The 18,039-nt window shown below is 54.7% G+C and carries 19 protein-coding genes; 9 read left to right on the top strand and 10 right to left on the bottom strand.

The window, feature by feature from the left end; translation table 11 throughout:
• Nucleotides 1–20 precede the first annotated feature (20 nt).
• The 3 genes from lpxM to znuA form a co-directional block, all read right to left on the bottom strand.
• A complete protein-coding gene (gene lpxM / locus AAH450_RS06515; RefSeq protein ID WP_342909449.1) occupies nucleotides 21–992 on the bottom strand; it encodes a lauroyl-Kdo(2)-lipid IV(A) myristoyltransferase in 972 nt (323 codons plus the stop codon).
• Between the two features lie 132 nt (nucleotides 993–1,124).
• Nucleotides 1,125–2,453: a murein DD-endopeptidase MepM gene (gene mepM / locus AAH450_RS06520; protein WP_342909450.1), complete on the bottom strand. Its 1,329-nt coding sequence runs from the start codon at nucleotides 2,451–2,453 to the stop codon at nucleotides 1,125–1,127.
• Between the two features lie 13 nt (nucleotides 2,454–2,466).
• Nucleotides 2,467–3,414 carry a zinc ABC transporter substrate-binding protein ZnuA gene (znuA, locus tag AAH450_RS06525; protein WP_342909451.1) on the bottom strand — a complete coding sequence of 316 codons (948 nt, stop codon included), beginning with the start codon at nucleotides 3,412–3,414 and terminating at the stop codon, nucleotides 2,467–2,469.
• Between the two features lie 77 nt (nucleotides 3,415–3,491).
• Between znuA and znuC the strand changes: the two genes are divergently transcribed.
• Entirely contained in the window at nucleotides 3,492–4,247 is a 756-nt protein-coding gene (znuC, locus tag AAH450_RS06530) for a zinc ABC transporter ATP-binding protein ZnuC (protein ID WP_342909452.1), read from the top strand.
• Nucleotides 4,244–5,029, top strand: coding sequence for a zinc ABC transporter permease subunit ZnuB (gene znuB / locus AAH450_RS06535; RefSeq protein WP_318790414.1), 786 nt, complete (start codon nucleotides 4,244–4,246; stop codon nucleotides 5,027–5,029). The genes znuC and znuB overlap by 4 nt, the downstream gene beginning before the upstream one ends.
• A 715-nt stretch (nucleotides 5,030–5,744) precedes the next feature.
• Here the strand turns inward: znuB and ruvB are convergent.
• The 6 genes from ruvB to aspS all read right to left on the bottom strand — a co-directional run bounded on the left by ruvB (nucleotide 5,745) and on the right by aspS (nucleotide 11,000).
• Complete coding sequence (gene ruvB, locus AAH450_RS06540) at nucleotides 5,745–6,749, bottom strand: Holliday junction branch migration DNA helicase RuvB (protein WP_306205866.1); 1,005 nt, start codon at nucleotides 6,747–6,749, stop codon at nucleotides 5,745–5,747.
• 7 nt (nucleotides 6,750–6,756) lie between these two features.
• Complete coding sequence (gene ruvA, locus AAH450_RS06545; protein ID WP_342909453.1) at nucleotides 6,757–7,374, bottom strand: Holliday junction branch migration protein RuvA; 618 nt, start codon at nucleotides 7,372–7,374, stop codon at nucleotides 6,757–6,759.
• A 70-nt stretch (nucleotides 7,375–7,444) separates the two neighbouring features.
• Nucleotides 7,445–7,969: a crossover junction endodeoxyribonuclease RuvC gene (gene ruvC / locus AAH450_RS06550; RefSeq protein ID WP_342909454.1), complete on the bottom strand. Its 525-nt coding sequence runs from the start codon at nucleotides 7,967–7,969 to the stop codon at nucleotides 7,445–7,447.
• A gap of 40 nt (nucleotides 7,970–8,009) precedes the next feature.
• On the bottom strand, nucleotides 8,010–8,753 hold the full coding sequence (locus AAH450_RS06555; protein ID WP_342909455.1) for a YebC/PmpR family DNA-binding transcriptional regulator: 744 nt from the start codon (nucleotides 8,751–8,753) through the stop codon (nucleotides 8,010–8,012).
• 22 nt (nucleotides 8,754–8,775) lie between these two features.
• A complete protein-coding gene (gene nudB / locus AAH450_RS06560) occupies nucleotides 8,776–9,210 on the bottom strand; it encodes a dihydroneopterin triphosphate diphosphatase (protein ID WP_342909456.1) in 435 nt (144 codons plus the stop codon).
• Entirely contained in the window at nucleotides 9,210–11,000 is a 1,791-nt protein-coding gene (gene aspS, locus AAH450_RS06565) for an aspartate--tRNA ligase (RefSeq protein ID WP_342909457.1), read from the bottom strand. The genes nudB and aspS overlap by 1 nt, the downstream gene beginning before the upstream one ends.
• Nucleotides 11,001–11,257: 257 nt before the next feature.
• Here aspS and AAH450_RS06570 point away from each other — a divergent pair, with 257 nt between their 5' ends.
• The 6 genes from AAH450_RS06570 (at nucleotide 11,258) to AAH450_RS06595 (ending at nucleotide 15,888) form a co-directional block, all read left to right on the top strand.
• On the top strand, nucleotides 11,258–11,821 hold the full coding sequence (locus tag AAH450_RS06570) for a hydrolase (RefSeq protein WP_342909458.1): 564 nt from the start codon (nucleotides 11,258–11,260) through the stop codon (nucleotides 11,819–11,821).
• 90 nt (nucleotides 11,822–11,911) lie between these two features.
• A complete protein-coding gene (locus AAH450_RS06575) occupies nucleotides 11,912–12,733 on the top strand; it encodes a DUF72 domain-containing protein (RefSeq protein ID WP_342909459.1) in 822 nt (273 codons plus the stop codon).
• 104 nt (nucleotides 12,734–12,837) lie between these two features.
• Entirely contained in the window at nucleotides 12,838–13,233 is a 396-nt protein-coding gene (locus AAH450_RS06580) for an MAPEG family protein (RefSeq protein WP_342909460.1), read from the top strand.
• A gap of 114 nt (nucleotides 13,234–13,347) precedes the next feature.
• On the top strand, nucleotides 13,348–14,088 hold the full coding sequence (gene cmoA / locus AAH450_RS06585; RefSeq protein ID WP_342909461.1) for a carboxy-S-adenosyl-L-methionine synthase CmoA: 741 nt from the start codon (nucleotides 13,348–13,350) through the stop codon (nucleotides 14,086–14,088).
• Nucleotides 14,085–15,053, top strand: a complete 969-nt coding sequence (cmoB, locus tag AAH450_RS06590; RefSeq protein ID WP_342909588.1) for a tRNA 5-methoxyuridine(34)/uridine 5-oxyacetic acid(34) synthase CmoB — start codon at nucleotides 14,085–14,087, stop codon at nucleotides 15,051–15,053. Before cmoA ends, cmoB begins: the two co-directional genes overlap by 4 nt.
• Nucleotides 15,054–15,705: 652 nt before the next feature.
• Nucleotides 15,706–15,888 (top strand): hypothetical protein, encoded by a 183-nt coding sequence (locus AAH450_RS06595; RefSeq protein ID WP_342909462.1) that lies wholly within the window; start codon nucleotides 15,706–15,708, stop codon nucleotides 15,886–15,888.
• 222 nt (nucleotides 15,889–16,110) lie between these two features.
• Here AAH450_RS06595 and AAH450_RS06600 read toward each other — a convergent pair whose 3' ends face one another.
• On the bottom strand, nucleotides 16,111–16,734 hold the full coding sequence (locus AAH450_RS06600; protein WP_342909463.1) for a LysE family translocator: 624 nt from the start codon (nucleotides 16,732–16,734) through the stop codon (nucleotides 16,111–16,113).
• Between the two features lie 189 nt (nucleotides 16,735–16,923).
• On the opposite strand from AAH450_RS06600, the gene AAH450_RS06605 reads away from it, so the two are divergent.
• Nucleotides 16,924–18,021, top strand: a complete 1,098-nt coding sequence (locus AAH450_RS06605; RefSeq protein ID WP_342909464.1) for a glycerol dehydrogenase — start codon at nucleotides 16,924–16,926, stop codon at nucleotides 18,019–18,021.
• Nucleotides 18,022–18,039 lie beyond the last annotated feature (18 nt).

An 18,039-nucleotide genomic window follows, 5' to 3' on the forward strand; every position in this document is an offset into this window, starting at 1 on the left:
TCTGCCCCTGTTCATGATACCTACTTTTTCCGGTAGATATCTTTACGCTTATAAGGCTCGATATCGCCTTCTTTGCGGGTTTTCAGCAGTTTCAGGATCCAGGTGTACTGTTCCGGATTTGGCCGGACCAGGATCTCCACCTCTTCATTCATCCGGCGCGCCAGCGTGTGATCGTCGGCTTCCAGCAAATCATCCATCGGTTCCCGCAGATAGACATCAAGCTGGTGAGTTTTGCTGTTATAGACGGGGAACAGCGGCACCACGCGCGCGCGGCAAACTTTCATCAGGCGCCCCACGGCGGGCAGTGTTGCTTTATAGGTAGCAAAGAAATCGACAAATTCGCTGTGCTCTGCGCCGTGATCCTGATCCGGCAAATAGTAACCCCAGTAGCCCTGTCGCACCGAGCTGATAAAGGGCTTGATGCCGTCATTACGGGCATGCATCCGGCCGCCAAAACGGCGACGAATAGCATTCCAGATATAGTCCATCAGCGGGTTGCGCTGGTTATGAAACATCGCCGCCATTTTCTGGCCTTCTGAGGCCAGCACCATGGCCGGAATATCCACGGCCCAGCCATGCGGCACCAGGAAGATGACGTTCTGCCCCTGCTCCCTGATGGTGTCGATGATCGCCTTGTTGTGCCAGATAATACGGCGACGGGTATGCTCAGGGCGCATCGCCAGTTCAGCCATCATCACCATCGACTGTGGCGCAGTGGCGAACATCTCATCGATGATTTTTTCGCGTTCTGCTTCCGGCACTTCCGGCATGCAGTAAAAGAGATTGATCTGCGCGCGCCTTCTGGCGCTTTTGGCAAACTTTCCGGCAAAGCGCCCCAGCGCGCCCAGCAGCGGGTCACGGATAGCAGCCGGCACCCAGGCCAGACCGGCGCAGGCACCTATCGCCAGCCAGTTTCCCCAGTACTTAGGTAACAGGAAAGACTTCTGAAAGGTTGGAATAAACTCATTGTTGCTTTTTTTACTGGTTTCCATGCACTCGCCTCAGACAATAACCGGCTAATGATAGTGTTGCCGGGCAGGATTGCAATGCCGAATTATCTCTGGTTAAAAATGAAAAAGCCGGCGGGAGATCCCGTCGGCTTTAAACTTGATGCTGCATCCGCGTTATTTGAAGCGCAACTGCGGCATCACTTCACGAACTTTAGCCAGATAGGCACTGCGATCTTTCCCGCTCAGCCCTTCCATACGCGGCAGTTTTGCCGTCAGAGGATTGACCGCCTGGTTATTGATCCAGATTTCAAAGTGCAGATGCGGGCCTGTGGAGCGGCCGGTGCTGCCCGACAAACCAATGCGCTCGCCACGTTTCACCTTCTCGCCTGGTTTTACCAGCAGCTTTTTCATATGCATATAGCGGGTCATGTACTGACGACCGTGGCGGATAGCCACGTAGTTGCCGGCGCCGCCGCTGCGTTTAGAGACAATCACTTCGCCGTCGCCGACCGCCAGCACTGGCGTACCAACCGGCAGCGCGAAATCCACCCCTTTATGCGGTGCAATGCGCCCGGTGACCGGATTCAGACGACGTGGGTTGAAGTTCGACGACACGCGGTACTGTTTCACCGTTGGGAAGCGCATAAAGCCCTGCGCCAGTCCTGCACCGGTACGGTCATAGAACTTGCCGTCTTCGGCACGGATAGCGTAATAATCTTTGCCACCCGACTGTAGGCGTACGCCCGAGAGCTGGCTCTGCTCGCTCTTCCCTTCCAGCATCTCGCGGGACATCAATACGGAAAATTTATCGCCATTGCGTAATTTACGGAAATCCATCTGCCACTGTAGCGCTTTAATAACGGCGCTGATTTCGCCACTGCTCAGTCCCGCCTGTTTCGCGCTGTTCACGAAGCTGCCGTTAACAGTGCCGGAAAGCACGGTATCTTTCCATTCCCCTTTTTGCACTTCAGAGGAGCGTTTGAACGTGTCGCCAGAACGATCGTAGGTGCGGGTTTCACGGCGGGAGGCTTCCCAGGTAAGGCGCTGTAACTGACCATCGTCAGTGAGCGTCCAGCTCAACTGCTGGCCCACCTGTAGGTTACGCAGATCTTTGTCCACCCTGGCCAGCTGATTGATATCTCCCATCTCGATGCCATACTGATTCAGTACGCTGCTTAAGGTATCACCTGATGAGACCACATAGTCATGAGTACCGATCTCATTCGGTACATCCGTGTCTATCTCATCTTTTGGCAGATCGTCTTCCGGGGCAGGCGTGTCCTGATCGATGGGTTCACTGGCTTCTGGCAGCAAGGTGCGCAGCTGACTTTTATCCAGCTCAATACTTTTTACGATGGGATTCGTTTCACCACCGGGATGGTAAACGTAGGGCCGCCAGACGGAGACGGCCAGAGTGATGACGGTGAGCGAACCCAGCATGATGCGATGGGTCCGTGGCAATGTGTTAAATGCCATGCTGACAGCGCGGGAAATCTGCTGCACTTATTAAGTTCCTCTAGGCTCCTTTCAGGCAGCTCGCATACTGGCTCGACAGCTGTGAAAGGAATTTCACATAGCTGTCTTTTGCAACAGTGATATCTATTCCCAACGGATCCAATGTGCCTGAACGCACTTTTGTTCCTCTGGCAACAGCATCTATGACGGCCGGCCTGAACTGTGGCTCAGCAAAGACGCAAACGGCCTTCTGCTCAACCAACTCTGTTCGAATTTGATGTAGTCGCTGGGCGCCGGGTTGGATCTCTGGGTTAACGGTAAAATGACCTGTCGGGGTCAAACCGAAGTGTTTCTCAAAGTAGCTGTAAGCATCGTGAAAAACGAAATACCCCTTCCCCTTCACTGGCGCAAGCTGAGACCCGATTTGCGTATCGGCTGTCGCCAATTCTGCTTCAAAATGCCGCAGGTTCGCGTCTAGTTTGTCTCTGCTTTGCGGCATAAGTTCCAATAATTTTGCGTGGATTGCAACCGCCGATTGCCTTGCTATCTCTGGGGACATCCATAAGTGCATATTGTACTCACCGTGGTGGTGAGCATGTTGATGTTCATTATGGGTTTCGCTGGCCTGATCATGATCCTCTTCATCTTCTTCCACACCCCGGATCAGCAGTGGTTTAACCGTGGCTAATTCGGATAATTCCACTGATTTTTGCGCCGGAAGTTGCGCGACGGCTTTGGGCATAAAGGCTTCCATTTCGGGGCCAACCCAGACCACTAAATCCGCGCCCTGCAAGCGTTTGATGTCGGAGGGGCGCAGCGAGTAGTCATGTTCCGAAGCGCCATCAGGCAGCAGGACTTCTACCGGCGTGACGCCATCCGCGATAGCGGCGGCAATGAATCCCAAAGGTTTAACGGAGGCGACAACGGCAGCGTGGCCAGGGGCAGTAAGCGAAGCGCTTAAACCCAGCATGGCAAGAAGGGTAAAAAGAGGCTTTTTATTATGTAACATAATGCGTCGATCCATCGTGAGAAGTTGATGGAGTGTGATATTATAACATTCTAAATCTTCTGCAAGCTGAAATGATTATGTCTTCGTTGATTAGTCTTGAAAAAATTTCCGTGAGCTTTGGACAACGTCGTGTGCTTTCCGACGTGTCGCTGACGCTACAACCCGGCAAAATTCTCACGCTGCTTGGCCCTAATGGCGCAGGGAAATCGACCCTTGTGCGCGTGGTGCTGGGCTTGATCCAGCCCGATGCGGGAAAAATGGTACGCCCTGCCCAGCTTAAGATTGGCTATGTCCCGCAGAAAATTCATCTGGATGCCACCCTCCCTCTGACCGTTGAACGGTTTATGCTGCTGCGCGGCGGTTTAAAGCGTGAAGATGTGCTGCACGCGCTGAAGCGTGTGCAGGCCGCCCAGCTGCTTAACTATCCTCTGCAAAAGTTGTCTGGCGGGGAAATGCAGCGCGTGCTGCTGGCCCGTGCGTTGCTGAATCAGCCGCAGTTGCTGGTGCTGGATGAGCCAACCCAGGGGGTGGATGTCAACGGGCAGGTGGCACTGTACGATCTGATCGATCAGCTTCGTAACGAGCTGAACTGCGGGGTGCTGATGGTTTCTCACGATCTGCATCTGGTAATGGCCAAAACCGACGAAGTGCTGTGTCTGAATCAACATATCTGCTGTTCCGGTACGCCAGAAGTCGTTTCCAGGCACCCCGAATTCATCTCTATGTTTGGCCCTCGCGGAGCTGAACAGCTGGCTATCTATCGTCATCACCATAATCATCGTCACGATCTTCAGGGACGTATTGTTTTACGCAGAGGACAGGGTCCGTCATGATTGAACTGTTATTACCCGGCTGGTTTGCTGGCTTTTTACTGGCCCTGGCGGCAGGCCCGCTTGGCTCATTCGTGGTCTGGCGGCGGATGTCCTATTTTGGCGATACCCTTGCCCACGCCTCCCTGCTGGGCGTGGCGTTTGGGCTGCTGCTTAACGTCAGCCCGTTTTATGCGGTGATTACCGTGACGCTGCTGCTCTCTCTGCTGCTGGTCTGGCTGGAACGCAGGCCACATCTCGCTATCGATACGCTGCTGGGAATCCTGGCACACAGCGCGTTGTCGCTGGGGTTGGTTGTGGTGAGCCTGATGTCCAACGTGCGGGTCGATTTAATGGCCTATCTCTTTGGCGACCTGCTTTCGGTCACGCCAGCCGATCTCTATACCATTGCTGCGGGCGTGGCTATTGTGCTGGTGGTGCTGGCGATAAACTGGCGTTCGCTGCTGTCGATGACTATCAGCCCGGAGCTGGCGCAGGTTGATGGCGTTAATATTCAGCGTACCAAGCTGGTTCTGATGCTGGTAACGGCGCTGACCATTGGCGTGGCGATGAAGTTTGTTGGCGCGCTGATCATCACCTCGCTGTTGATTATTCCCGCCGCTACCGCCCGTCGTTTTGCCCGCTCCCCGGAGCAGATGGCGGGAATGGCGGTGCTGGTCGGGATCCTGGCGGTAACGGCTGGCCTGAGCTTTTCAGCCTGGTACGATACGCCAGCGGGGCCATCCGTGGTGCTTGGCGCTTCGGTGATGTTTATGCTGAGTATGATGAAGCGCCCGGCGGTTTGAGTTTAGCTGGTACTGAAGAGAGACCGCTGTAAGTTAAGCGCTCGGCTCAGGGAACGCGGATGAGTTTTGTGTACTGACCGCTGGGGGTTCTGCGATCGGCTCAGGGAACGCGGATGAGTTTTGTGTATTGGCCGCTGGGGGTACTGCGATCTGCTCAGGGAATGCGGGCTGTTCATAAAGACGCAAAAAACATCATCCCTGATAGCTCGGCTCGCGCCGTCCATGGCGCGAGACGCTTTATTCACAGCCCGCGTTCCCTTCGCTTCACTATCGGCGTTGCCGGTTAGCGTGTTTCAGAAAGCCTGAGCGTAATCTCTTCGCTTCACTATTGGCGTTGCCAGTCAGTATGTTTCAGAAAGCCTGAGCGTAACTCCCTTAGCTTCACTGTTGGCGTTGCCGGTTAGTGTGTTTCAGAGAGTCTGCGCATAACTCCCTTAACTTCACTACTGGCGTTGCCGGTTAGTGTGTTTCAGAGAGTCTGCGCATAACTCCCTTAACTTCACTGTTGGCATTGCCAGTAGGTATGTTTCAGAAAGCCTGAGCGTAATCTCTTCGCTTCACTATCGACGTTGCCGGTTAGCGTGTTTCAGAAAGCCTGAGCGTAACTCCCTTAACTTCACTACTGGCCTTGCCAGTCAGTGTGTTTCAGATAGCCTGAGCGTAACTTTCTTAACTTCACTACTGGCGTTGCCAGCAGGCTGGTATCAGGCCACGGCTACTCTTCGCGCGCGATGCCAAAGTGTTTGTAAGCGTGGTTAGTTGCCATGCGGCCACGCGGCGTGCGCTGAATAAAGCCCTGCTGAATAAGATAAGGTTCCAGCACGTCTTCAATGGTTTCCCGCTCTTCACCAATAGCCGCTGCCAGGTTATCCAGCCCTACCGGCCCGCCGGTGAACTTGTCGATGATAGCCAGCAGCAGCTTACGGTCCATGTAGTCAAAGCCTTCGGTGTCGACGCTGAGCATATCCAGCGCCCGCGAGGCGACCTCGCCACTCAGGCTCCCGGCGGCTTTCACTTCAGAGAAGTCACGCACGCGGCGCAGCAGACGGTTAGCAATACGCGGCGTACCGCGAGCGCGACGAGCAATTTCCAGCGCGCCCTCTTCGCTCAACGGCAACCCCAGACAGGCGGCGCTGCGCGAAACGATATGCTGCAAATCTTCCACCCGATAAAACTCCAGACGCTGCACGATGCCGAAACGGTCACGCAGGGGCGACGTCAGCGAGCCGGCGCGGGTAGTTGCGCCAATCAACGTAAAAGGCGGCAGATCGAGTTTAATGGAGCGGGCGGCGGGGCCTTCACCAATCATGATATCCAGCTGATAATCTTCCATTGCCGGATAGAGCACCTCTTCCACCACCGGTGACAGACGATGGATCTCATCGATAAACAGCACATCGTGCGGCTCAAGGTTGGTCAGCATTGCTGCCAGGTCGCCCGCTTTCTCAAGGACCGGACCCGAAGTGGTACGCAGATTGACGCCCATCTCGTTTGCCACAATATTAGCGAGCGTGGTTTTCCCCAGCCCAGGCGGGCCGAAAATCAGCAGATGGTCGAGAGCATCTCCGCGCATTTTAGCCGCCTCAATGAAGATCTCCATCTGCTCCCGCACCACCGGCTGACCGACATACTCCGTCAGAAGCTTAGGGCGAATGGCGCGGTCAATGACCTCTTCTTCCGTGATGGTGCCTGGTGAGACCAGGCGATCGGCTTCTATCATGCTTACCTCAAATGGCGGCGCGGAGCGCTTCGCGGATCAGCGTTTCACAGTCGGCATCCGGGCGACCCACTTTGCTGATCATCCGGCTGGCTTCCTGAGGTTTATATCCCAGCGAGACGAGGGCAGCAACGGCTTCGCTTTCCGCATCATTTCCTGCCTCACCAGACTGCACTTCACTGGTCAGGGCGAACGGCGTATCAACCGCAAACAGGTCGCCGTGCATGCCTTTGAAGCGATCCTTCATTTCGACCACCAGACGTTCAGCCGTTTTCTTGCCAACGCCGGGCAGCTTCACCAGGGAAGCGATCTCTTCACGCTCAACGGCGGTGACAAACTGCTGGGCAGACATGCCGGAAAGAATCGCCAGCGCCAGCTTAGGCCCCACGCCGTTGACTTTAATCAGCTCACGAAACAGCGCACGTTCCTGCTTGCTGTTAAAACCAAACAGCAGCTGCGCATCTTCACGCACCACAAACTGGGTGAAGATAATAGCTTCATGATTCAGGTCAGGAAGCTCATAAAAACAGGTCATCGGCATATGCACTTCGTAGCCTACGCCGTTAGCTTCCAGTAACACCAGCGGCGGCTGTTTCTCAAGAATAATGCCTCTAAGACGACCAATCACATTCGCTTCCTTCACAAAAAGTAGAGGGGGGATTTATACCATAAAAAAAGCTGGATGAATATCCAGCTTGTCAGGAGCGCAGACGACCCCGCGCAAGGTTTAACTGCCCTTCCCCCATGCGGTTGGCATTCTGGCTGACGTGGCAATGCGTGATGGCAATGGCCAGCGCATCGGCCGCATCCGCCTGCGGGTTAGCAGAGAGTTTCAGCAGGGTTCGCACCATGTGCTGCACCTGGCTTTTTTCTGCGCTGCCGATGCCCACCACGGTTTGTTTTACCTGACGCGCCGCATATTCAAAAACCGGCAGATCCTGGTTTACCGCTGCGACAATGGCCGCGCCCCTCGCCTGCCCCAGTTTTAATGCCGAATCTGCATTCTTCGCCATAAAGACTTGCTCAATGGCGAAAAACTCCGGCTGAAACTGGGTAATGATTTCGCTGACGCCAGCGTAAATCAGCTTCAGCCGGGTGGGAAGATCGGTCACGTTAGTGCGGATACAGCCGCTGCCAAGATAGGTCAGCTGGCGGCCAACCTGACGAATAACGCCGTAGCCGGTGATGCGTGAACCAGGATCGATACCTAATATGATCGCCATTACGCCTCACCGGCCAGCAGATATTGAGGAGACAACGCCATTACAGGGTTGCCGCCACCTCGTCGGAGATCTCACCGTTATGGTAGACTTCCTGCACGTCATCGCAATCTTCCAGCATATCGATCAGACGCAGCAGCTTAGGCGCGGTCTCTTCATCCATATCAGCTTTGGTGGAAGGGATCATGGTGACTTCAGCAGATTCTGCCTTCAGGCCAGCCGCTTCCAGCGCATCCTTCACCTGACCCAGAGATTCCCAGGCAGTGAAAACGTCAATGGTGCCGTCGTCATAGGTCACGATATCATCTGCGCCAGCTTCCAGCGCCGCGTCCATCACCTCATCCTCGTTCAGGCCTGGTGCGAAAGTCACCACACCTTTACGGGTAAACAGGTAGGCTACGGAGCCATCCGTACCCAGATTACCGCCGGTTTTGGTGAAAGCATGACGCACTTCAGAAACGGTACGGTTACGGTTATCACTCAGGCACTCCACCATTACAGCCGTGCCGCCCGGGCCGTAGCCTTCATAGATGATGGTTTCCATGTTGCTGTCATCATCACCGCCCACGCCACGTGCAATCGCACGGTTCATGGTGTCGCGCGTCATGTTGTTAGAGAGCGCTTTATCCATTGCCGCACGCAGACGTGGGTTGGAAGCCGCATCCCCGCCGCCCAGCTTGGCTGCTGTGACCAGCTCGCGGATAATTTTGGTGAAGATCTTACCGCGTTTGGCATCCTGTGCCGCTTTACGGTGTTTGGTGTTAGCCCATTTACTGTGGCCTGCCATAAATTCAATTCTCCAGAAAAGACTAAATAACAAATTCTTCAATTGCCTGGCGATTACTCCAGGACTTGGTGAGCCTGGCCGCATCAACCGGCGGCAGCCATTGCAACGCAAGATGCTCGCTAAGCGTCATCTCCCACTCCGAGGGCAGCGTCAGGCTGAACCAGTGCTCGCTGTTGTGCGTGACGTCCGGCGCATAGCGATGGCGGAAGTGGGCAAAGATCTCGAATTGTATCTGACGCTGGCAGTCCACTACTGTGAGCTGCCTGGCGTTGACGTCAATTCCCAGTTCTTCGCGGACTTCCCGCACCGCGGTCTCTGCCAGCGTTTCGCCAGGCTCCTGGCTGCCGGTGACCGACTGCCAGAAGCTGGGGTCGTCCCGGCGCTGGAGCATCAGCACCCGCCCGGTATCGCGGGCGTAAATCACCACCAGCACCGAAACGGGATGCTTGAAAGCCATTACTCGCTCTCAGACTGCGCGTCGGCCCGGTACTTTTGCATGACTTCAATGCCCAACTCGCTCAGTGAAGTTGGGTTAGCAAAGTTTGGCGCTTCGGTCATCAGGCAGGCAGCCGCCGTGGTTTTCGGGAACGCGATAACATCACGGATGTTATCGGTGCCGGTCAGCAGCATCACCAGACGATCCAGGCCAAAGGCAAGGCCCGCGTGCGGAGGCGTGCCAAACTTCAGCGCGTCCAGCAGGAAGCCAAACTTCTCACGCTGCTCCTGTTCGGTGATGCCCAGAATGCCAAATACCGTCTGCTGCATCTGACCATTGTGAATACGCACGGAACCGCCGCCCACTTCGTAACCGTTGATCACCATATCGTAAGCATTGGCAATCGCCGTTTCCGGCGCAGAGTTCAGCTGCTCTGGCGTCATATCTTTTGGTGCGGTGAACGGGTGGTGCATAGCGGTCAGGCCGCCTTCACCATCCTCTTCAAACATCGGGAAGTCCACCACCCACAGCGGCGCCCACGCGTTGCCGTTAGTGATATCCAGATCCCGTCCCAGCTTCAGGCGCAGTGCACCCAGCGCATCCGCTACCACTTTGGCATTGTCCGCGCCGAAGAAGATGCTGTCGCCATCGGCGGCATTGGTGCGGGTCAGGATCGCTTCCACAATCTCTGCCGTCAGGAACTTGGCGACCGGACTGGTCACGCCTTCCAGACCTTTCGCACGCTCGTTGACCTTCATCCACGCCAGCCCTTTGGCGCCGTAAATCTCAACGAATTTGCCGTACTCATCAATCTGTTTACGGCTGAGCTGAGCACCACCCGGCACGCGCAGCGCGGCAACGCGGCCTTTGGCATCGTTGGCGGGACCAGAGAAGACCTTGAACTCAACATCTTTCAGCAGGTCTGCAACGTCCACCAGCTCCATCGGGTTACGCAGGTCTGGTTTGTCAGAGCCGTAACGGCGCATCGCCTCTGCAAACGTCATGGTTGGGAAGTCGCCGAGATCGACGCCCTTCACCTCCTGCCACAGCTCGCGAGCCAGCTTCTCCATGATTTCACGCACCTGAGGGGCGGTCATAAAGGAGGTTTCCACGTCGATCTGGGTAAATTCAGGCTGACGATCCGCACGCAGGTCTTCGTCACGGAAACATTTAACGATCTGATAGTAACGGTCGAAGCCGGACATCATCAGCAGCTGTTTAAAGAGCTGAGGAGACTGCGGCAGCGCATAGAATTTGCCTTTGTGCACGCGGCTTGGCACCAGATAGTCACGCGCCCCTTCCGGCGTGGCTTTGGTCAGCATCGGCGTTTCAATGTCCAGGAAGCCATTATCGTCCATAAAGCGGCGAACCAGGCTGGTGATCCTGGCGCGCGTTTTCAGGCGCTGCGCCATATCGGGACGACGCAGGTCGAGATAGCGGTACTTCAGACGCGCTTCCTCGCTGTTGACCTGGTTGGAATCCAGCGGCAGTGGCTCGGAGCGGTTGATAATGGTCAAATCGGTGGCGAAAATTTCCACTTCACCGGTGGCCATATCGCTGTTTTTATTTTTGTCGTCACGCGCACGCACGGTGCCGGTGAGCTGAATGCAAAATTCGTTACGCAGTTCAGAGGCCAGCTTAAAGGCATCCTGACGGTCCGGATCGAAAAAGACCTGCACGATACCTTCACGGTCACGCATATCAATAAAGATCAGGCTACCCAGGTCGCGGCGGCGGTTGACCCAACCACACAGTGTCACTTGTTGGCCTACGTGAGACAGGTTGATCTGTCCGCAATACTCAGTACGCATAACGATATCCTTTAAACTTCGCCGTCACGCGCAGCACGATCTCTCTGTATGCTGCCGCGAAAAAAGGCGGCCATTATAATGGAAAAAGCCCGGCGCGATAAGTGTTGTAACCGCATCTGGCACCTGGTTTAGCGGCAAATTTCCTCACAATTCGCCCACTTCTCACAAAAGTTAACAAATTACACCCCAATCCTGGATTGTTGTCGCACTTCGTCCTTCGTAATATCACACTTTCCCCCCTTTTCCCCGGAGAGAGTATGTTGGAATTAAATGCTGCCAAAACGGCGTTGGTATTAATTGATTTGCAGGAGGGGATTCTGCCTTTTGCTGGCGGCCCGAATACAGCCTCCGATGTGGTGGAACGCGCCGCGCTGCTGGCCGAAAAGTTTCGCGCCGTAAAGGCGCCTGTGGTGCTGGTTCGGGTAGGCTGGGCAAAAGATTTTGGCGATGCGCCTAAGCAGGAAGTGGATGCCAGCCACAGCGGCCCCTTACCCGAAAACTGGTGGGTATACCCGCAGGCGCTGGGCAAGCAAGAGAGCGATATCGAGGTGATCAAGCACCAGTGGGGCGCTTTCTATGGCACAGACCTGGAATTACAGCTGCGTCGTCGCGGCATTGATACCATCGTTCTGGGCGGCATCTCTACCAATATTGGCGTGGAATCTACAGCGCGCAACGCCTGGGAGCTGGGCTTCAATCTGGTGGTTGTGGAAGATATTTGCAGCGCGGGTAGCACCGAAGAGCATAACGGCAGCTTCAGTCACATTTTCCCGCGTCTGGGCCGTGTTCGCCAGTCTGCTGAGGTTATCTCCGCCCTGTAAGCCTTTTCAGCCCGGCGGTTCCCCTGCCGGGTTGCACTCCCCCCGCAATTTGCTACCTTTCAGGCCAGTGAACTTAACAGGAAACGCTGGATGCCTTTTTATCTTGGCTTACCGCAGTGGCAGCATCCTCAGTGGAAAAAACTGGGCATGACCACGCTTGCTGACTATGCGCAGCACTTCAACTGCGTTGAAGGCAACACCACACTTTATGCGCTTCCGCGCCCGGAAATTGTGCAACGCTGGCGCGATATGACGCATGACGATTTTCGTTTCTGCTTTAAATTTCCCGCCACCATCAGCCATCACACCGCGCTGCGCAACTGCGGCGATCTCACGGCTGAATTTTTCACTCTGCTGGCCCCGCTGGCAGACCGTCTGGGGCAGTACTGGCTTCAGCTTCCGCATACCTTCGGTCCGGCGGATCTACCCGCGCTTTGGGCGTTTCTTGATGGTTTACCCCGTGAGTTCAGCTACGGGGTAGAAGTCCGCCATCCCGATTTCTTTACCAAAGGGGAAGCGGAGCAGGCGCTGAATCGTGGCCTGCACCAGCGCGGTGTGAACCGGGTGATTTTGGATGTTCGTGGCGTACATTCCGCCACGCCCAGTAATGAAGCGATTATTGAAGCGCAGCGAAAAAAACCGCATTTGCCCGTGCATGCCGTGATGACGGCCGACCAGCCAATGATCCGGTTTATCGGCGGTGACGATGCCGATGCCAATCTGAAATGGTTTCAGGCCTGGCTGACAAAGCTGCCGCAGTGGTGTGAACAGGGCCAGCCCTGGCTGTTTATTCACACGCCCGATATCGCCTTTGCGCCTGCTCTGGTACAGCATCTCTGGAGCGCCCTGCAACAGGCCGTTCCGCAGGTGGGCGAAGCGCCGGACTGGCCGCAGCAGGAGACCCTTTTTTAAGGGTGGACCTGAGAATATTCTTTATCTGTAGGGCTAACGCACTGACAGTCAGCTGTTTGCTCGTTATGATGGCGCCCTGGTATTACTGTACTAATGGAGTTGGGATGGTCAGCGCCCTGTATGTTGTGCTTGGAGCCATTTTTATCATTAAGTTTTCTCTCGACGTCGTTCGCCTGCGTCGCCTCTATCGCGTTTCTCACGGGGATGGCGGCTTTTATGAGCTGCAAATGGCCATCCGCATTCACGGCAATGCGGTAGAATATATTCCGCTGGCAGCGTTGCTGCTGGTGGTGATGGAGATGAACGGTGCTGATATCTGGATGCTGCATCTGGTCGGGCTTTTTTTCTTCCTGGGCCGTGCTCTGCATTTCTATGGTATGCGAACCAGCACGCAGTTATGGCGTAAAAACGGAATGATTATCACGCTGCTGTCGCTGCTGGGAATGATTATCTTTAATCTGATCTATCTGCCCTGGGATCTGGTTCTGACTCTGCACTGATCGCCGGCTGAAGGCTTTTTCCCTCGTCCGTTCAGCAACTCTGGCAGAAAGGGTGCAGCCTGCGCTGCTTTCTGCCAAAATACTGCCTTTCCGTTTTCTTCCGGACTTACCACTATGTCTAACCGCGATACGTTGTTCTCCGCGCCAATTGCCAAACTGGGTGACTGGACGTTTGACGAGCGCGTTGCTGAAGTTTTTCCCGATATGATCCAGCGCTCTGTGCCGGGCTATTCCAATATCATTTCAATGATTGGCATGCTGGCAGAGCGTTTTGTGCAGCCCAATACCCAGGTTTATGACCTTGGCTGTTCATTAGGGGCCGCCACGCTCTCCGTGCGGCGCAATATTAAAGTTGGCGGCTGTAAGATCATCTCCGTGGATAACTCCCCGGCGATGGTTGAGCGTTGCCGTCGCCACATAGATGCCTTCCGTGCCGATACGCCGGTTGAGGTTATTGAGGCGGATATTCGCAATATCACCATTGAAAATGCCTCAATGGTTGTACTGAACTTCACGCTGCAATTTCTCGATCCGGAAGAGCGTCAGCAGTTGCTGAACACCATCTGGCAGGGGTTGCTGCCGGGCGGCGCGCTGGTGCTCTCTGAGAAATTCAGTTTTGCCGATGCTGACGTGGGTGAACTGCTGTTTAACATGCACCACGATTTCAAGCGGGCAAACGGCTACAGCGAGTTAGAGATCAGCCAGAAGCGCAGCATGCTGGAGAATGTGATGTTGACTGACAGCGTGGAGACGCACAAGGCGCGTCTGCGTAGGGCGGGTTTTGAGCACGCTGAGCTGTGGTTCCAGTGTTTTAATTTTGGCTCACTGATAGCCCTGAAAGCAGGTTCGCTCTGATGGATTTCGGTAATTTTTACCAGCTTATTGCAAAAAGCCCCCTTTCCCACTGGCTTGAGACGCTGCCCGCGCAAATAGCGACCTGGCAGCGCGAGCAGCTTCATGGTCACTTTAAAAACTGGGACCGGGCAGTTGAGTATCTTCCCGCGTTAACGCCTGAATCGCTGGATTTATTGCACAGCGTCACCGCCGATGCCACCAATCTGACCGATCGTCAGCGTGGCGGCATTGAAAAGCTGTTGCGCAATCTGATGCCGTGGCGCAAAGGCCCCTATTCGCTTTATGGCGTTAACATCGATACCGAATGGCGTTCAGACTGGAAATGGGAGCGGGTTTTGCCGCACATTTCTCCGCTGGCAGGCAGGACGGTACTGGATGTTGGCTGCGGCAGCGGTTATCACATGTGGCGGATGATTGGTGCCGGAGCGCATCTGGTGGTGGGTATCGACCCGATGCAGCTTTTCCTCTGCCAGTTTGAGGCGGTGCGGAAATTGTTGGGTAACGATCAGCGTGCTCACCTTCTGCCGCTCGGCATTGAGCAGTTGCCTGAGCTGAAGGCGTTCGATACCGTCTTCTCGATGGGGGTGTTGTACCATCGCCGCTCTCCGCTCGACCACTTGTTGCAGTTGAAAAATCAGCTGGTCAGCGGCGGTGAGCTGGTGCTGGAGACGCTGGTGATTGAGGGTGGCGATCGGGAAGTGCTGGTGCCGGGTGAGCGCTATGCACAGATGCGTAACGTCTATTTTATTCCTTCCACCGGTGCGCTTAAAAGCTGGCTGGAGAAGTGTGGGTTTGAAGATGTTCGCATCGCAGATTACTCCATTACCAGCACGGAAGAGCAGCGTCGTACCGACTGGATGACCAGCGAGTCGCTGGCAGAGTTCCTGGATCCCAACGACCCTGGCAAAACCGTTGAAGGCTATCCTGCCCCACTGCGGGCGGTGCTGGTCGCGCGTAAGCCGTAATTAAGGGGCAAAACCTGGGCGGGTGGCAAGGCGTTACCACGTAGCACGAAGGTTAGAACCGGATGCGGTGGCAAGGCGTCACCATAGAGCACGTTATCCGGGACATCGTGAATCCATCCCTGGAGACCTGGATGCCGCATCCCTGCGGCATACACTCGGCTAACGTGCTCTATGGCGCCACCCAAAATGTTCGGTGTTACCGGTGAGTACAGTGCTCGCACAGGTCAAAATCAAACTCATTACTGGGTTTGTGTTTGGGTTTATTAAAGACCACACAGAAGCTTGTGGGAAGGGAGAACGGGCTGATAAGCAAAAGCTAAGCGGCATGGACGCCGCTTCGCAGCCCCCACGGATGGGTTCACGGCGTCTTTGTGTTCAGCCCGTTCTCCCTGACCGGATTGCTAAACTCACAGACGACATGACTTTTCTGCACAACTTATAACGAAACTCACAGTGTGCCCCATAGCATCAGACATATGGGGGGTTAGTGCTTATACAGGTCAAAACCGGGTGCGGTGGCATGGCGTCACCATAGAGCACGTTATCCGGGACGTCGTGAATCCATCCCTGGAGACCTGTATGCCGCATCCCTGCGGCATACACTCGGCTAACGTGCTCTATGGTGCCCCCCTTCAGGTTCAGCTTTGTCAGTATGTTTAGTGGTCATACAAGTCAAAAACCAAGTGTAATTGTTGGCTTTGGCTTTGGCTTTGGCTTTGGCTTTGGCTTTGGCTTTGGCTTTGGCTTTGGCTTTGGCTTTGGCTTTGGCTTTGGCTTTGGCTTTGGCTTTGGCTTTGGCAGGGAGCTTAATACTAACAGGCAACGCCGAAGCTAACGGGAAGGGAGAACGGGCTGATAAGCAAAGGCTAAGCGGCATGGACGCCGCTTCGCAGCCCCCACGGATGGGTTCACGGCGTCTTTGTGTTCAGCTCGCTCTCCCTGACCGGAGTACTGCACCCTCAGGCAACTTGCCCTTTCCTTATGTTCAGTATTGAAGCCTGGCTCTCCCTGACCAGGCTGCAAAATCCCTATACCACTCACTACCTTTGAACTTATTTTAGCGGCGTGAAAACGCCAGCTTTGCTGCGAAGCCGATAAATACGCAGCCAGTCAAACGATCCATGACTTTCATCACCGCTGGACGGCGTAGCTGTTCGGCAAAATAGCGGGTGGAGACGATTAATATGCCGCTCCACAGCGTTCCTACGATTACGTGAATAAACGCCAGTCCCACGCTCCACAGAGCAACCGAACTGCCCGCAGGAATAAACTGCGGCAGGAAAGAAACGTAAAACACGCCCACTTTTGGATTCAATAAATTACCCATGAATCCCCGCGTAAACATGCGGGCATAGGTGGTTCTCTCCAGAGCAACATTGACCTTATCCTCAAAGTGACTACGAGGTTTAATCAACAATCCAATGCCCAGCCACAGCAGATAAGCTGCCCCTGCCAGTTTGATAATGTTATAAGCCACTTCAGAAGCCAGTAGCAGTGCGCCCAGCCCCAGCCCTACCGCGGCCCCCCATGCAAGGCAACCCGTATTAATACCCATTTCAGTCATTAACGCTTTTTTCCAACCATGCGCGGCGGAAGTACGCAGAATTAACGCTGTATCGAATCCCGGAGTGAGTGTTAACACGATGATGGCGCAAAGAAAAGTGATTAATGAAGTGGTCACAGGTGACTCCGTAACATGAAATTTACATTCTAACGACATTGTGAAGATATTCAATCCGTGCTTCACCCTGCGATCTGAATACTGGAGCCTTTTTTACAAAATCCCTTATTTAAACAAACGTTTTCTGGTTTTAGGGTCCACTCTTAATGCAGTACGACATCTGTTTCATTTAACTGAAAGGAGTCCCACATGAGTAAGTTTGTCTTCTCGTCACCACGTAAATATGTCCAGGGTGCAGGTGTGATGGCCCAGCTGGGCGAGTATGTGGCAGAACTGGGTAACAACGCCTTTGTTGTGGCTGATGAAATTGTCTGGGGGCTGATTGGCAAAGATGTTGAAGCCTCGCTGAAGCAGAAAAATATTGCGTTCCATTACCAGCAGTTTAACGGTGAAGCTTCCAGCAACGAAATTACCCGTCTCGCCGGTTTAGCCAGAGAGGGCGGCGCCAGTCTGGTGATTGGCCTGGGTGGCGGTAAAACGCTGGATACCGTTAAAGCTGTCGCCGACGAGCTGAAACAGCCGGTAGTGATTGTGCCTACCATCGCCTCGACCGATGCGCCTTGTAGCGCACTTTCGGTGATCTATTCCGATACCGGCGTCTTTGAAACCTATCGCTTCTACAGCAAAAACCCCGATCTGGTGCTGGTAGATACTCAGGTTTGCGCCCGCGCACCGGTACGTCTGTTCGCTTCCGGCATTGCCGATGGCCTGGCAACCTTTGTGGAAGCGCAGGCGGTGAAACGCTCGCACAGTAAATCGATGGTCAATGGCGACCCGACCATAGCCGGAATGGCAATTGCTGAAGCCTGCGAAAAAACGCTGCTTACTTACAGCTTCAGCGCTTATCAGGCTGTTGAGAAAAAACTTGTCACGCCAGCCGTTGAAGCGGTGGTGGAAGCGAACACGCTGTTATCAGGGCTGGGATTTGAAAATGCCGGGCTGGCCGCTGCGCACGCCATTCATAACGGCTTCACAGCGATTGATGGCGATATTCACCATCTGACACACGGCGAGAAAGTCGCCTACGGTACACTGACTCAGATGGTTCTGGAGCAGCGCCCCGATGATGAGATCGCCCGCTATATTCGTTTTTACCGCTCCATCAAGATGCCGACCACCTTACAAGAGCTGCATCTGGAAAATGAAAGCTGGGAAAACCTGGTCAAAGTGGGTGCGCTGGCAAACAGCGAAGGAGATACGTTGAAAAACCTGAACCCTAACCTCAGCGCGGAGGATATCGCCAGCGCCATTCTGGCGGTGGATGCCTTCAGCCAGACGGTGAAATGATTTAGCTGATGTCTTAAA

Origin of the sequence: Erwinia magellanica, assembly GCF_039023495.1 — a bacterium.
In the GTDB taxonomy this organism is placed as follows: Bacteria; Pseudomonadota; Gammaproteobacteria; order Enterobacterales; family Enterobacteriaceae; genus Erwinia.